Annotated in this window: 14 protein-coding genes; 13 read left to right on the forward strand and 1 reads right to left on the reverse strand. The window is 35.8% G+C overall.

From position 1 onward, the window contains the following. The first annotated feature begins 79 nt into the window (after positions 1 to 79). Both LA20249_RS09855 and LA20249_RS09860 read left to right on the forward strand, forming a co-directional pair. Positions 80 to 2,017, forward strand: coding sequence for a M13 family metallopeptidase (locus LA20249_RS09855; protein WP_083477883.1), 1,938 nt, complete (start codon positions 80 to 82; stop codon positions 2,015 to 2,017). A 335-nt stretch (positions 2,018 to 2,352) separates the two neighbouring features. Continuing rightward, a complete protein-coding gene (locus LA20249_RS09860; protein WP_057737705.1) occupies positions 2,353 to 4,302 on the forward strand; it encodes a M13 family metallopeptidase in 1,950 nt (649 codons plus the stop codon). Positions 4,303 to 4,714: 412 nt separating this feature from the next. Here the strand turns inward: LA20249_RS09860 and LA20249_RS09865 are convergent, their stop codons facing one another. Next, a complete protein-coding gene (locus LA20249_RS09865) occupies positions 4,715 to 5,383 on the reverse strand; it encodes a Fic family protein (RefSeq protein WP_057737703.1) in 669 nt (222 codons plus the stop codon). A 221-nt stretch (positions 5,384 to 5,604) separates the two neighbouring features. Between LA20249_RS09865 and LA20249_RS09870 the strand changes: the two genes are divergently transcribed. The 11 genes from LA20249_RS09870 (at position 5,605) to LA20249_RS09920 (ending at position 16,789) form a co-directional block, all read left to right on the forward strand. Then, positions 5,605 to 6,306, forward strand: a complete 702-nt coding sequence (locus tag LA20249_RS09870; protein WP_057737701.1) for an ABC transporter ATP-binding protein — start codon at positions 5,605 to 5,607, stop codon at positions 6,304 to 6,306. 1 nt (position 6,307) lies between these two features. Next, positions 6,308 to 8,830, forward strand: coding sequence for an ABC transporter permease (locus tag LA20249_RS09875; RefSeq protein ID WP_057737699.1), 2,523 nt, complete (start codon positions 6,308 to 6,310; stop codon positions 8,828 to 8,830). 15 nt (positions 8,831 to 8,845) lie between these two features. After that, positions 8,846 to 9,550: an SDR family oxidoreductase gene (locus LA20249_RS09880; protein WP_057737697.1), complete on the forward strand. Its 705-nt coding sequence runs from the start codon at positions 8,846 to 8,848 to the stop codon at positions 9,548 to 9,550. Between the two features lie 42 nt (positions 9,551 to 9,592). Continuing rightward, positions 9,593 to 10,072 carry a MerR family transcriptional regulator gene (locus LA20249_RS09885; protein ID WP_057737798.1) on the forward strand — a complete coding sequence of 160 codons (480 nt, stop codon included), beginning with the start codon at positions 9,593 to 9,595 and terminating at the stop codon, positions 10,070 to 10,072. A gap of 237 nt (positions 10,073 to 10,309) precedes the next feature. Beyond that, the gene (locus LA20249_RS09890) at positions 10,310 to 10,633 is read left to right on the forward strand and encodes a carboxymuconolactone decarboxylase family protein (RefSeq protein ID WP_057737695.1); all 324 of its coding nucleotides are present in this window, start codon (positions 10,310 to 10,312) and stop codon (positions 10,631 to 10,633) included. 5 nt (positions 10,634 to 10,638) lie between these two features. Next, entirely contained in the window at positions 10,639 to 11,049 is a 411-nt protein-coding gene (locus LA20249_RS09895) for a cupin domain-containing protein (protein WP_057737693.1), read from the forward strand. Positions 11,050 to 11,205: 156 nt separating this feature from the next. Next, complete coding sequence (locus LA20249_RS09900; RefSeq protein ID WP_057737691.1) at positions 11,206 to 12,291, forward strand: ABC transporter ATP-binding protein; 1,086 nt, start codon at positions 11,206 to 11,208, stop codon at positions 12,289 to 12,291. Beyond that, on the forward strand, positions 12,284 to 13,225 hold the full coding sequence (locus LA20249_RS09905) for a carbohydrate ABC transporter permease (RefSeq protein WP_057737689.1): 942 nt from the start codon (positions 12,284 to 12,286) through the stop codon (positions 13,223 to 13,225). Before LA20249_RS09900 ends, LA20249_RS09905 begins: the two co-directional genes overlap by 8 nt. After that, a complete protein-coding gene (locus LA20249_RS09910; protein WP_057737687.1) occupies positions 13,225 to 14,055 on the forward strand; it encodes a carbohydrate ABC transporter permease in 831 nt (276 codons plus the stop codon). The genes LA20249_RS09905 and LA20249_RS09910 overlap by 1 nt, the downstream gene beginning before the upstream one ends. After that, on the forward strand, positions 14,055 to 15,410 hold the full coding sequence (locus tag LA20249_RS09915; RefSeq protein WP_057737685.1) for an ABC transporter substrate-binding protein: 1,356 nt from the start codon (positions 14,055 to 14,057) through the stop codon (positions 15,408 to 15,410). The genes LA20249_RS09910 and LA20249_RS09915 overlap by 1 nt, the downstream gene beginning before the upstream one ends. A 26-nt stretch (positions 15,411 to 15,436) precedes the next feature. Continuing rightward, positions 15,437 to 16,789: an ABC transporter substrate-binding protein gene (locus tag LA20249_RS09920; protein WP_057737683.1), complete on the forward strand. Its 1,353-nt coding sequence runs from the start codon at positions 15,437 to 15,439 to the stop codon at positions 16,787 to 16,789. The last annotated feature ends 15 nt before the right edge of the window (positions 16,790 to 16,804 follow it).

Here is a 16,804-nt window from a genome sequence, read left to right on the forward strand (position 1 = left end):
AAAAATGAAAATTATTCTAATAAAAGGTAATTAGTGATATAGTATTCTTTAAAAATATTAGGCGGTGAAGAATTTGTTAATGAATAAAGTTATCGGTGGTGCAGGGGATTTAATCAATGCTAAGCCTGCCGATTATAAGGATAATTTGTATTTAGCTGTCAACGGGGCTTGGCAACAAAAGGCTACTATTCCAGCTGACAAATCTCGGACTGGTGGCTTCACAGACCTTGATGAGGGTGTTGAAAAGACACTTATGAAAGATTTCCACGAGTTTGCTAACGATGAGGACAAAGTGGAAGATGCTAGACTTTTACAAGCAGTGAAATTATATCGCCTAGCCAATAATGTGGAACATTTAAGCAAGTTTCATCAACAACCAATTCTTAAGGATATGCAACGGATTACTGATTTGAAGAGCATTGATGATTTAGGCAAGAATTTAGCCCAATTATCAAAAAATGGTTTTCCATTGCCAATTGATATCAGTATTGAAGCCGATATGAAAGATACATCTAAAAATGTCGTTTATGTTAACGGTGCAGGTTTGATCTTGCCAGACAAGACATATTATGATGAAAAAAATGAATCAGGTAAGCAATTACTTGCTAAATATGCAGATGTTTCAGGACGCTTGTTATCTATGATTGGTTACCAATTGGATGAGGCTAAGGAAATCGTTGAAAAAGCTTTGAAATTTGATAAATCCTTAGTTCCAATCGTAAAGAGTTCCGAAGAATGGGCTGATTATACTAAATCTTATAACCCAATGAAATTTGATGAATTTGTAAATAAATCAAATATTTTAGATTTAAAGAATTTAGTAGTTGATCTAGTCAATGATACGCCAGAAAAAGTTATTATCACCGAACCAAGATATTTAGATAACTTAAACAAATTAGTTAATGCTGATACATTCGAGAATATTAAAGCATGGATGATGGTTAAGTTCTTAACTGGCAATGCCTCAATCCTTGATGAAGAATTCCGTCAAGTTATCGGCGAGTATAATTTAGCTTTAAGCGGTGCTAAAGAATTAAAGAACCGTACGAAGTATGCATATAATTTTGCTGCCGGAATTTTCAGTGAAGTCGTTGGCTTTTATTATGGTCAAAAATACTTTGGTCAAAAAGCCAAAGAAGACGTTCGTAGCATGGTTAAGAAAATGATTTCCATTTACGAACAAAGACTTTCTGAAAATACTTGGTTGAGTGAAGATACTAAGAAGAAAGCCATCGTTAAATTGGATAAGATTGTTATTAAAGTTGGCTATCCAGATAAGATTGATGAAGTTTATAGCAAATTTGAGATCAATGAAAATGATTCCTTGTATGATAACGTATCACGTATTAAAAAGATCATGACCCAAGATCAATTAGATCAATACAAGAAACCAGTTGATAGAACTAAGTGGTTAATGCCAGGACACATGGTCAACGCTTGCTATGATCCATCAAGAAACGATATCACCTTCCCAGCAGCCATTTTGCAAGCACCATTCTATAGCTTGGAACAAACAAGTACCCAAAACTTCGGTGGAATCGGAGCCGTTATCGCCCATGAAATTTCTCATGCCTTCGATAACAACGGTGCTCAGTTTGACGAATATGGAAATATGAACAACTGGTGGACTAAAGAAGATTACGCTAAGTTCAAGAAGTTAACACAAAAGATGATTGACGAATTCGAAGGCATCCCTTATGCCGGACATAAAGTTAACGGAAAATTAGTAGTCAGCGAAAATGTAGCCGACGTCGGTGGATTGAGATGTGCCTTAGAAGCAGCTAAGTCAGAATCAGATTTTGATGACAAAGCATTCTTCATCAATTGGGCTAGAGTTTGGAGAAACAAGTCAACACAACAATTGACAGAAATGTTCCTATCAATCGACGTCCACGCTCCAGCACCATTAAGAGCCAACGTCCAAGCACAAAACATGGACGAATTCTATGACGCCTTTAACGTTACAGAAAAAGACGGCATGTGGTTAGATAAAGATAAGAGAGTTAATATCTGGTAAAGAGGGCGTAGCAGGGGCGATTAACCCACGAGGATTTGCCTAAGGATTGAAATTGCACGCGTTTCTTGCGTGTGATTCCAATCCTGTAGCAAAGCACAGGAAGGTGTTGTCAAAAACGCTTATGTCGCATACTTGGAAAGAAGCGGGCAGAAAAGCCCCAGGCACTAAAAAACTTCTATGCGTATAATATTCTGTAACAAGGCTCTATATGACTTACAAAAATAATCTAAAAAAAAGGAACAGGGAAAATCCCCGTTCCTTTTTTATACATTAAAGCTATTTTAATTATATTAGAGCAAGTGTTATAGTATTCATTAATTTAAATTATGGGGTGAATGAGATTGTTTACAAAGAAGATAATAGGTGGAGCTGGAGATTTAACTAACGGTGCACCAACAGATTACAAAGATAATTTATATTTAGCCGTAAATGGGGCTTGGCAAGAGAAGGCTGAAATACCAGCAGATAAGTCTAGTGCTGGAGCTTCAATGGATTTGGATATGTTAATTGAAAAAGAATTAATGAAAGATTTTAAAAATTTGGCAGCGGATGATCAACAAATCAAAAGCAGTGAGTTTTTACAAGCTATCAAGTTGTACCGTTTAGCTAAAAATGTTGGTTTTCTCAAGGAGTTTCACGAAAAAACAATTCTAAAAGATTTGAAACGACTCGAAGATTTGAAGAATCTAGAAGATTTTAATCAAAATATTGCACAATTAGCCGAGGATAATTTTATTCTACCGACAAATATTTGGATTAGTGCTGACATGAAGAATACCTCTAAAAATGCTGCATATGTTGATGGTGCCGATTTGATTTTGCCCGATAATAATTATTATGCACCAGATAATGAATCAGGTAAGAAATTGCTTGCCAAATATGCAGAAGTTGCTCAAAAACTTTTGACGATGGTTGGCTATAGTTTAGAAAACGCTGAATCAACTGTTGAAAAGGCTTTGAAATTTGATAAAACACTCGTCCCTATCGTTAAGACATCAGAGGAGTGGGCAGAATATTCCAAAATTTATAACCCGATGGATTTCTCAGAATTTGTAACAAAGTCAAAGAATCTAGATTTAAAGAAATTAGTTGTTGATCAAATAAAAACAACGCCCGATAAAGTAATCATAGTTCAACCTAGATTTTTGGAGAATACTGATAAATTAGTAAATGATGATACTTTTGAAAATATGAAAGCTTGGATGATTGTCAGATATTTGGTTTCCAATAGTAAAAATTTGGATGAAACTTTCCGTCAAACTGTGGGTGAATATGATTTAGCTTTCAGCGGCGCTAAAGAGTTACCAACTAGAACTAAATTTGCTTATCATTTGTCTGAAGATACCTATGATGAGGTTATCGGAGTTTACTATGGCAAGAAATATTTTGGTGAAAAAGCTAAAGCTGACGTGCGCCAAATGGTAGTTCGAATGATTGAAATTTATAAACAACGTTTGACTGACAATACATGGTTAAGTCAAGATACAAAGGATAAGGCTATTTTGAAATTGAATAAGATGGTGATTAAAGTAGGCTATCCAGACAAAATTCGAGATATTTCCCAAAAATTAAATGTCGATGAGACTGAGTCCTTATATGATAATTCCGTAAAATTATTGAAAGTTATTCGTCAGGATAATTTAGATAGCTTCAAAAAGCCAGTGGATCGGACTGTTTGGCTAATGCCAGGAGAAGAAGTCAACGCCTGCTATGATCCATCAAGAAATGACATCACATTCCCAGCAGGAATTTTACAAGCGCCATTCTATAGTTTGCAACAAACAAGCAGTGAAAACTTTGGTGGAATCGGCGCAACCTTTGCCCATGAAATTTCCCATGCCTTTGATAATGATGGAGCCAAATTTGATGAGTATGGAAACATGAAGAATTGGTGGACTAAAGAAGATTACGCAAAATTTGAAAAATTGACCCAAAGGATGATAGATCAATTTGACGGCATTCCGTTTTCCGGAGGCAAAGTTAATGGCAAATTAGTTGTCGGAGAAAATATTGCTGACGTTGGTGGACTAAGATGTGCCATAGAAGCAGCCAAAATGGATAAAGATTATAACCCCAAGGAGTTCTTCATCACATGGGCCAAAACATGGTGCTTCAAAGCAACACCAGAATATAATGAAAGATTATTAGCGGTTGATGTTCATGCACCCCAACCATTAAGAGCTAACGTTATGGCACAGGATATAGACGAATTTTACGACGCCTTTAACGTTACACAAAAAGATGGCATGTGGTTAGATGAAGATAAGAGAGTTAATATCTGGTAAAGAGGGCGTAGCGGGGGCGGTTAACCCAGGCGAATTTGCCTAAGGATTGAAATTGCACGCGTTTTTTGCGTGTGATTCCAATCCTGTAGCAAACCGGAATGGGTTGCCCCTACGGAGCCCGTTTAAAGAGCGTGGAAGACAACGGGAGCTTTCGAGCTTGCCTGAGAGCCACAATTATTCGCCGAATTTGCGAATAGTTGCGGTTCTGTAGCAAAGCACAGGAAGGTGTTGTCTGGAACGCGTTTATGCCGCATACTTCGAAAGAAGCAGGCAGGAAAGCCAAAGGCACCAAAGGGCTTCTATGTGTATAGTATTCTGTAGCAAAGCACAGGAAGGTGTTGTCAAAAACTTATGTTGCATACTTTGAAAAAAGTGGAAAAACACCATGCTTCCCATTAGAATACATTGATGATTACAAATTAATACCTTGAATGGCATTTTCATAAGTCCACTCCAGTATTTCATTTACATTTCCTGTTTTATAGAATTCACTAATTAGTTCATTCCATTTTGACCATAAATCTAGTGGTACATTGATAAGTCCTGCGCCATTGTCAATCATGTATTTATTTGCAATCAGGGTAGCAGTACGTTTATTACCATCCCAAAATAGTTGGTTACGCATATTGTGATACATTAATCGCAATGAGATTTCTGTAGCTGATTTTCCACTAGTTAGCAGTGAATCTAAAAACTTTGTTTCTTCATCAACGTCAACATCGTCTGGTCTAAAGAGTTCGTTTGAACCGATATTTACTCCGCCTTGTCCTGTCCTGAATTCTCCAGGGGCGAGTGAGTCATTCTTCGCTACAATAGCATTGATTTGCTTTTCTAGATCGAGGGATATTTCAGAATCATTATTGGTAATGAATTCCCACCCTCTTTTAATTTGAACAATTGTATTGATATCATCAATTGAGACGCCATCTACACCTAAACCATCCATGATTGTTTGCGTTTGAGGAAGGGTGGTGTTGATACCTTCAAAGCGAGCATTTGTGTGAACTAAGTTAGTAAAGTTCATTTTTGCAAAACGCCGATTTTGATCTTTAATTAGATGAAACTTATCTTTTAAAATCATTTTTATCCTCTTTTATCTGAGTTATTATTCTTTATTTTAGATATTAGATTATTGTGAATCAAGATGAAGAGATTGATTCACACTAATCTTTTTTTGTACAAAAAATTAAACGTAATTTCAATAAGAGAAATAAATTCTATAAAAATATTTTCTGCTTTTTACCTTTAAAGCCGTATCCGTTTTCCACTATAATAGAAATATTAAGAAAGGTGAGGGACGTAATGGCATATATCGAAGTGAAGGACGAATCGAAAAAGTATCAAATGGGCGAAACAACGATCATCGCCAATGATAAGTTAACTTTTGATGTTGATAAAGGAAAGTTGACGGTTATTTTAGGACCTAGTGGAGCGGGAAAATCAACCGTTCTAAATATTTTAGGTGGTATGGATACGCCAACTGATGGTCAAATCATTGTTGATGGGACTGATATTGGTAAATTTTCCGAACGAGAATTGACTACTTACCGTCGTAATGACGTTGGATTTATTTTCCAATTTTATAATCTAATTCCTAATTTAACGACTAAAGAAAATGTTGAACTGGCTTCAGCTATCGTTAAGGACGCCTTGGATGCGACTGACACATTAAAAGCTGTTGGTTTGGGGAATCGAATTGACAATTTTCCGTCCCAATTATCCGGTGGTGAACAGCAACGTGTAGCGATTGCTCGTGCCTTAGCTAAGAATCCTAAACTTTTGTTGTGTGACGAACCAACCGGAGCATTGGATTATGAAACTGGTAAGCAAGTTTTGACGTTACTTCAAAATGCCAGTCATAAAGATAACAAAACAGTTATCGTGATTACCCACAATTCTGCCTTAGCTAAGATGGCTGACCGCGTGATTCGGATTCATGATGCCAAGGTTCAATCAATTGAAGATAATCCTAAACCTACACCAGTAAAGGATATTGAGTGGTAATATGAAACCTTTAACAAAAAATATGTTGCGTAGTATCAACCAAGCCAAGGGACGTTTCATTGCGATTATTCTGATCATCATGCTAGGAGTATTAATCTTTGTCGGTGTCAAAGCTACTGGTCCTAGTTTGAATAATTCTTTGAATAAAACGGTTGCGGATAAAAATCTTTCAGACGTGCAAGTTGTTTCAACGACGGGATTTGATAAAAAAGATATTAAATTAGCTGAGAAGGTCAAGGGCGCCAAAGCTGAAACGACGAAGTTCAAGTATGTCATGGGTGGCAAGTCGAAGGTTGCCATTGCTTTGTACGGTTATGACAAGGATTCTAAGCAGAATCAGTTGATTGTGAGAAATGGACGTCTGCCTAAGAATAGTCATGAAATCGTCTTGGATAAAAATGCTCGAAATAAATATGATTATAAGTTGGGCGATACTTTTAAATTTTCCAAGAGTGCTGATTTGAAGCGGCAATCATATAAAATTGTAGGATTTGTCGACTCACCACAATACATTGATAATCAATCTCGTGGGGTGACGAATATTGCTGATGGTCAGGTCAGTCTGTTTGCTTATATACCTAAAAAGCAAATGAATTTGGCAACTGACACTATGTTGAATGTGCGCTTTAATTCTTTGAAGAGCAAAAATACTTTTAGTAAGGATTATAAAAACGCTGTTAATGCGAAAGTTAAAAAGCTCAAAAAAGAGTTCAAAGGTCGAGCAAAGCAGCGGACGAATGAGGTAGCAAGTACTTACTTATCTACTTTGAATCAACAACAAAAACAACTCGATCAATTAAAAGCTGTTAATCCAACTGCGGTCGCCATTCAACAGCAGAAGTTGGATACTGCTAAAGAGAAAATCTTGAAGCAAGCTAAAACTACTTACACTTGGCAAACTAGACAGGATCTGACTGGATTTTCAGCCTACGGCGAAAGTTCTGATCGAATTGCTGCTATTGCTAATGTTTTCCCAGTTTTCTTCTTCCTGATTGCCGCTTTGATAACATTTACGACGATTACACGAATGGTCGAAGAGGCTCGTGGGGAAATTGGAACTTTTAAAGCATTTGGTTATACCAAGTGGGAAATTGCTAAGAATTATTTCTACTATGCATTATCGGCAGGTTTGATTGGAGCAGTTTTGGGTGCAGTCATTGGAACTGAGACTTTGCCACGGATTGTTTTGTCGATGTATAAACAATACATTGCTTTGGATTGGGTAATTAGTTCGACTTGGCAGACGTTATTGATTGCTGTTATTTTCTCTCTTTTGGCGACGGTCGGTGCAGCACTTTTAGTTGTCAGAAGAGAACTAGGGGAAGGCCCAGCTGCTTTGATGCGTCCCAAAGCTCCCAAGTCAGCTAAGAAGATTCTTTTGGAAAGAATCAAACCTCTATGGAATCATTTAAGCTTTAATAGTAAGGTCAGCTATCGAAATCTTTTTCGCTTCAAATCGAGAATGTTTATGACTATTATTGGAATTGCCGGCGGAACTGCTTTGATTTTGACTGGCTTTGGAATTCAAAATTCAATTACTGCCAGTGGTAATCAACAGTATAAAGATATTTTTAGCTATCAAGCGGTTGTAAAGTTAAACGAAAATGCTAATCTTTCAAAAGTTGATAGAATTTTAAATAAGGATAAAAACTATCGTAGTAATACTCGAATTAATTCAACGACAGCCAAATTAAATTACGATAAGAAGCAGGTCAATGATGTTAATGTCTATACGCCAACTTCTGCTAAAGATTTTAAAAAATATGTCCATTTGACAACTAATTTGGATAAAAATAAGGTAGCTTTGACTAAGAAGACAGCTCAATTATTGAATGTGAAGACTGGCGATAAAGTTAAAGTAACATTGACTAGTGGTAAGAAAGTAAATCTCAAAGTTGGAGCAATAACTGAAAATTATGTAGGACATTATTTGTACTTGAGTCCTAAAACTTATCGTCAAAAATTTGGTAAGTTAAAAACTAACACATTATTATTGAGCTTGAAGAATCAAACTAGTGCTCAGCGAAAGCATTTAGCCAATAAGTTATTGGATTCTAAACAAGTTATGGGTACTAGTTACACCTATGATGTCTCTGATACTGTGTCAAAGATGTCAACGCTCTTGCGACCTATCATTTTGATTTTAATTTTGTTATCAGGGATATTGTCATTTGTAGTACTTTATAATTTGACGAATATTAATGTTTCTGAAAGAATTAGAGAACTCTCAACGATCAAAGTCTTAGGTTTCTATAATAATGAAGTAACTATGTATGTTGTGAGAGAAAATATAATTTTAACAATAGTTGGTATTATTCTTGGATATGGAGTCGGTAATTTATTAACGGCCTATATCTTGAATCAAGCCGCGACAGAACAGGTTATCTTCCCATTAACGATTCATTGGATCGGCTATGTTGTAGCAACATTGTTGATGATAATTTTTACAGCAATTGTTATGCTAGTTACACACAGAAAATTGAAACACATCGACATGATCGGTGCATTAAAATCTAATGAATGATTGAGGGTAAAAGTTATGTCTTTAGAAAATGATAAAGTCCTAGTGATTGGTGGAACTTCTGGATTTGGTAAAGAAGTTGCCATCATGGCACAGCACAAGGATGCTGATGTTTATGTCATTGGACGTGATCAAGAACGAGTGAATCAATTACGTTATGAAGAAAATATTCAGGGAAGTTCATTAGACGCACAAGATTCTAATCAATTGAAGCATTTCTTTGAAAAATATGGATCATTTGATCACGTTGTTTCGATGTTAGGCGGAGCAATGAGCGGTGGCTTCCTAGATAGTTCACTAGAAACAATCAGAAAAGCAATTGATGATAAGTTCTTTGCTAATTTGCAGTTAGCTCAAATTGCTAATAAGTATTTGAAGAAAAATGGTTCTATTATATTTACTTCTGGATCTGGCGGTCATCCTTACGATGCTTCCGGTGCTATTGTTGGGAATCAAGCAATCAACACGATGGTAGCTGGTTTAGCGGTTGAAATGGCCCCTGATTTCCGTATTAATGCAGTATCGCCGACTTGGACTCCGACAGGATTATGGCGAGATCTGAATTCAAAACAATTGTCGAAACAAAAGCATAATTTTGCTGAAAATGTGCCATTAGGAAGAGTCGCAACTATTGAAGAGGTAGCTTCCGCCTACATTTATTTGATGGAGAACGATTTTATCACCGGACAAGTTTTAAGAGTTGATGGTGGAGTAGATTTATAGAAGGTGTTATACTTGAAGCCGACTTTAAGTAGAGGTGGAATTATGGCAACAAAACCAATTGCAGAAACTAGGTATCGTATCGGAGACTTTGCTGAAATAGTAGGCTTGAATAGTCCAACTTTGAGATATTATGAAAAAGAAGGATTAATTAACCCACATCGAACGGAAAACGGTATTCGTTACTATACACAACAAGACGTAACATGGGTCAATTTCCTTTTACATTTAAAGAGCACAGGGATGACGATTGAACAATTAAAGCGATATGTTAAACTGCGTGCACAAGGCGATTCAACCATCAATCAACGAATCGAATTGTTAGAAGAAGTACGAAAGAATTTTGAATTGGAATATCAAAGATTGCAAGAAGGTTGGACAATCTTGAATGATAAGTTGGACTGGTACAAAGGAAAAGAAGGCGGTCATATTGAAGACAGCGAGAGTTTTTCCGAGTACCTCCAAAGTTTAAACCATGAATATTTAGAGAGAACGGAACATGAACGGTCAGCTTCTGAGGATTAAGACCATTTTCGGGCAACTAAAATAGTTGGTTGAAAAATTGACTTAACCGGAAGAAGTTGTTCATGAGGAGTTCGTTTGATAAAAGCATGAACGGTCAGCTTCTGAGGATTAAAAAAGTGAGCCTAATAACTTAATTTTTGAGTTATTAAGCTCATTTTTTTATTCTTTTCTCTTGACTTAAAGTTAACTTCAAGTTGTTTAATGTAGTTATCAACTTGAATCGAGGAGGAATTGATTATGGCAAAGAAACAAACTGCTGGTCGTGATATGTTGGGAGATTTTGCTCCACAATTCGCAGCACTAAATGATGACGTATTGTTTGGAGAAGTTTGGAGCAAGGAAAACGAACTTTCTGCTCATGATCGTTCATTGATTACAATTGCAAGTATTATATCTGCTGGAAATCTTGAACAATTGGATGCCCATTTAAAGATTGGTAAGAAAAATGGTATCACTAAAGATGAAATTGTCGCTGAAATTACTCATCTATCATTTTATGCAGGCTGGCCTAAGGCTTGGAGTGCTTTCAATCGTGCAAAAGAAATCTGGAAGGAAGATTAATTAATATGGCAAAAAATGAAGATTTAAAAACAAACGGCGTTTTCCCCGTTGGAGATAAAAATGACGCTTATGCACAATATTTTATTGGTCAAAGTTATTTAAATAGTTTGGTAAGTCCTGAGGATAATATTGATTTTGGTGTTGGTAATGTAACTTTTGAACCTGGTTGTCGTAATGATTGGCACATTCATCACGATGGTTTCCAAATTCTTTTGGTAACTGGTGGCGAAGGCTGGTATCAAGAATGGGGCAAACCTGCTCAATTGTTGAAACAAGGTGACGTAGTCGTTATCAAAGAAGGCGTTAAACATTGGCATGGTGCAACTAAGGACAGCTGGTTCAGCCATGTTGCCATCACTAAAGGAACTTCTGAATGGCTTGAAAAAGTTACTGATGAAGAATATGACAAGTTATAATACAAAACTTAATAACTTTACGATAGTAATGTAAAGAAATAATGAAAAAGAGACTGAAAAGGTCTCTTTTTTTTACACATTTTTTACATTAAATAGATTATATATATACATAAATCTCCCATACTGTAACTAATGAATTATATGGAGGGGTTAGAAATGACTACACTATTAACAAATGTTTGTAAGCAATATGATGATCAGGGGAAGACGGTATTAAAAAATGTTACCGCTAAAATTGAAACGGGAGAATTCTTCGTTATTGTGGGACCATCTGGTTGCGGTAAGAGTACCTTACTAAGAATGATTGCAGGTTTAACACAAATTAGTAATGGTGAAATCAGTATCGACGGACAGATAGTTAATAATTTACCACCAAAAGATCGTAATTTAACGATGGTTTTCCAAAGCTATGCTTTATTTCCGTTCTTGAGTGTTTGGGACAATGTTGCCTTTGGATTAAGGGCTCGAAAGCATGAACAAAGTGAAATTGAAGAACGGGTCAATAATGCCTTGAAAATGGTTAATTTGGAAGATCTAAAAGAAAGAAAGCCACGTGAATTATCTGGTGGACAAAGACAACGTGTAGCTTTAGCTCGAGCAGTTGCTAGTGATGCCAAAATTTGTTTAATGGACGAACCACTATCTAATTTGGACGCTCAATTGAGAATTAAAATGCGTCAAGAAATCTATGCATTGCAAAGAAAATTAGGAATTATTCTGATTTATGTTACCCATGATCAAGTAGAGGCTATGACTATGGCTGATCATATCATGGTTTTACATGATTCTATGGTTCAACAAATTGGTACACCAGCTGAAATTTATAAGGCTCCCGCTAACGAATTTGTGGCCGGTTTCTTTGGAGTTCCACCAATCAATATTCTCTTTGCGACAAAAGTGGGTGATCATTCAATTAAAGTTAATAATAATTTTCAAGTTGAAGTTGAACAAATTGTTACTGAGAAAGAAATGAAGGTAGGAATTAGACCAAACGAGTTAATTGTGGAAAAAGCTGACGAGTTATCTGCTAATGCTACGGTACAAAATATTGAATTTTTAGGTGATGAGAAAATCATTCACGCGACGTTTAATAATGGCGGGAATGTTTCAGCAATTGTACCAGGAATTGCTAAATTCGATATCTTTGAAATGGTTAAAATAACTTCATCTAATAATGTTTTATTATTCAATCAGAATGGTATTAATATTACTGAAAATAAGGGGGATTTGATCAATGCTTAAGACTTCTGCGCCTGATATTATCCCTGCAAAAAAGATTAAAGAGAAGACGAAGACTAAATTCAAATTAACTACTAACGATAAATATTATGATTCAATTTTTGTAGGTCCTTCTTTATTTCTTTTAGGACTGTTCGTATTCTACCCCATGATTAGAACTCTTTATATCAGTCTCTTTTTAACTAATACCTTTGGTAATACGACTCTTTTTGTGGGATTAGAGAATTACGTTAAACTAATTAGTTCACCTGATTTTGTTTCCAGTATGTGGGTCACTTTGGTTTATGTGGTCGGGGTTACTTTCTTCACTATTGCACTTGGACTTTTATTAGCTCGTTTAGCTAGTCAAAAATTACCAGGTATTGCTATTTTTAGAACTCTCTATTCAGTGACAATGGGAGTCTCAGTTTCTGTCGCCGCTATTTTCTGGTTATTTATATTTAATCCGTCCGCAGGATTTTTCACTCTTTTAACTAAATTATTGAATCTTCCTACTATCAATTGGTTAGCTGATCCGACTAATGCAATGTGGGCCATTATTATTACAACCGTTTGGATGCATTTAGGATTTGTCTTCTTAGTTTTCCTTGGTGCTATTGAATCAGTACCAACAACACTTTATGAGGCTGCCGATGTTGAAGGAGTTTCGAAGCATTATCAATTTTTCCATATTACCTTACCAATGATTTCTCCAACATTATTTTTTATCTCTACGATTACGATTATTAGTTCATTTAAGAGTTTTGGTTTAATTGATTTGATAACTAAAGGTGGCCCTACTAACGCTACTAATATGCTAGTTTACCGTATTTATAATGATGCATTCTTTGGTGGCAACTATGCTAAATCAAGTGCGGAGGCAATCATTTTAACGATTATTATTGCTTTCTTTACTTACTTACAATTTAAATTTTTAGAAAAGAAGGTAAATTATTAATGGCTGAAATTGATGAGCAAAAGGTGCTTAAAAATCTTTTTAGTTATTTTCTTTTAATCTTATTAGCAGTAGTCATTTTGACACCATTTTTCATTGGAATTTGGACTAGCTTTTTGCCAACAGCTGATATTCTTAAAGGAAACTATTTTAATACTAATATTTCACTGACAAATTACTTTGATGCGTTTACTAAAACACCAATTTTACGCTATCTAGGCAACACCATTGTAGTAGCGACAATTACCATGTTTGCCCACTTACTATTCTGCTCGATGAGTGCCTATGCCTTTGTCTTTCTAGATTTTAAATATAAGAAGTTTTTCTTTGCACTTTTTATGATTACGATGATGTTACCATCTGAAGCAGCCATTATACCGAATTTTCAAACCGTAAAGGCACTGGGATTGCTGGATCATTATTCGGCAATGATCGTACCATCTTTGACCTCGGCTTTTGGAACTTTCATGTTACGTCAAGCGTTTCTACAAACTCCGAAAGAATTAAAAGAAGCTGCTGATATTGAAGGCTTGAACCACTTGCAGATTTTTTGGAAAGTGGTTTTGCCATACAATCGAATTAGTTTAATCACTTTAGGTGCGTATAGTTTTCTTGGCGCTTGGAATTCATATCTTTGGCCAATTCTAGTTACTTTCAGTAATAATTCCCGTGTAATTCAGAATGGTTTGAAACAGCTGCAATCAGAAGAAACTTTTAATAATTGGGGGATGATTCAAGCCAGTGCCGCCATCATCGTTATTCCAACTATCATTGTTTTATTTATTGGTCAACACTATTTCAAATCAGGGTTAAATGAAGGGGCGGTTAAATAATGTCAAAATATAAAAAGCTTTTCCTGCCTTTAATTTTAGTATTAGGAATTCTTTTCATTATTTTCTTTGGCAGGACAGTTTCAACTAAATCTGCTGCTGTAAAAGATAATCGTACTGAGGTTGTCTTTTGGCACGAAATGGGTGGACCAGCAGAAAAATCATTGATGAAAATTGTTGATGGATTTAATAAATCACAAACTAAATATCGAGTGGTCCCTAAGTATCAAGGATCATACGATGCAGCAATTCAAAAGATTTTACAAACGCATGGGACAAGTACTTCACCTGCAGTATTTCAGGCATTTGATATTTCAGCAGCTCAAATGATGCACAGTAAATTCACTGTACCAGTACAGCATTTTATTGACGAAGATAACTTTGACATCAGTAAGATTTCACCAGTTGCACGCTCATTTTATTCAAACAATAATCAACAACAAGCAATGCCATTTAATACTTCACAGCCGGTTCTATATTATAATGCTAGTTTATTAGAGAAGTATGGCATCAACCCACCACCAACATCGCCTTCATATAGTGATATTACCCGAGTTGCTAAAGAGATCTATGAAAAATCTCATCATCAAGTTAAAGGAATGACAGTACAAATCTATGGTTGGTTATTAGAGCAGGCTATGGCTAATTCTGGCGTAGGTTTAACTAACAATAACGATGGACACACAGGGATTCCAACTAAAGCGACTATTAATAATCCAGCCTCAAAAGAGTTCTTTGAGTGGGTTCGTGAAAATCAAAAAAGTGGCGACTTTATGAATTATGGCTCTGGTGCAATGGCAGGAACTAATCAAACAACCGGTTTCTTGAATGGAAAAATTGGAATGTTCATTCAGTCATCGGCAAGCATAAGTCAATTGAATAAAAAGAATAAGAATAAATTAGGAATTACATACTTCCCACATCCTGATGGTAGGAAAGCTAACGGAGTTGCCATCGGTGGGGCTGCGCTTTGGATCTCTAACGATAAGTCTAAAGATGTTCAAAGAGGTGCTTTTGAATTTATTAAATATACCCTTAAACCAGAAATTCAAGCACAATGGCAAAAGGATACTGGTTACCTTGCTTTGAATAAAGATTCTCAAGAGACCAAGACTCTTAAAGAACTTTATAAGAAGAATCCTGAATCTAAAGTATCAAGTAAGCAATTACAGGAAGCCATTCCCAATAATTTCAATTCTGGTATCTTGATGGAAGGAATGCAAAAGACTCGTCAAATTGAGCAATTTGCCATGGAAAGTATTTATAACGGCGGAGATATTACTCGTGCTTTAAAAGATGCAGATCAGAAGATTGATGATAATTTAACAACGACTAATCGAGCTAATGGTTATCACTAGATACTCAGCATAAGGGATGGTATTTCATGTCTAAGTATAAAAAGTTAATAGTAGCTTTAACCGTTATTATCAGCATCATTTTGGTAGGGATATTTGGAAAAACAATTATTGCACAATCAATTTCAAAGGATAACCGAATCCAAATTGTTTTTTGGCATGAAATGGGTGGTCCTGCTGAAAAGACGCTGATAAAAATGGTCAATGATTTTAATAGTTCACAAGATAAATATCAGGTTGTACCCAAATATCAAGGATCATATGATACAGCCATTCAAAAAATCTTTCAGACACATGGAACCAGCACTTCTCCAGCAGTATTCCAATCTTCAAACATATCAACAGCTCAAGTTTTAAAAAGTGGCTATACAACCCCAGTTCAAAAGTTCGTGAATCGAGATCATTTTGATTTGAATAAAATATCTCCAGTAGCTAGGGCTTTTCATGCTCAGGGTGGCGAGCAGCAAGCAATGCCATTCAATACGTCTCAACCAGTTCTTTATTACAATGCGACACTATTGGAGAAGTATGGTATTACACCACCATCAACGTCGCCTTCCTATAGTGAGATTACTAAAATTTCTGAAGAACTCTATGAAAAATCTCATCATCAAGTTAAAGGAATGACAGTGCAAATTTATGGTTGGCTATTAGAAGAAGCAATTGCCAATAATGGTGGAATGTTCACTAATCAAAATGATGGGCATACGGGTAATCCTACTAAGGTAAGTATTAATAGCCCTGAGGCAATCGCATTCTTTAAGTGGATTCGTAAAAACATCAAAAATGGTGATTTTATGGATTATGGATCCGGTACAATGGCAAGTACTAACCAGACCTCTGGATTCTTGACTAATAAAGTTGGAATGTATATTCAATCATCTGCAAGTATGAGTCAGTTGAACAAGAAGAATAAGAACAAACTTGGAGTTACTTACTTCCCACATGCTGATGGAAAAGCAGCCAACGGAGTTTCCATTGGTGGCGCTGCGCTTTGGATTTCAAACGATAAGCCACAAGAAATTCAACAAGGTGCTTATGAGTTTATTAAGTATACTGTTAAACCAGAGGTACAAGCTCAATGGCAAAAATCAACAGGCTATATGGCTTTAAATAAGAATTCTAAAGATACTAAAATTTTAAAACAATTTTACGCTAAACATTCAGAGGGAAAAATTCCTAGTCAACAATTACAGAATACTATTCCTAATTATGGTAATTCAGGTATTCTACTGGAGGGAATGCAAGGCATTCGAAAGTTAGAAGAAAATGCAATGGAGAAAATTTATCGTGGAGGAGATATTGAAAAAGTACTCCAACAAAATGAAGACGCAATTAACGAAATTATCTATAATCAGAATCGAGCTAACGGATACAAATAATAAAGAATTCTGATG

Source organism: Companilactobacillus alimentarius DSM 20249, from assembly GCF_002849895.1.
Lineage (GTDB): Bacteria > Bacillota > Bacilli > Lactobacillales > Lactobacillaceae > Companilactobacillus > Companilactobacillus alimentarius.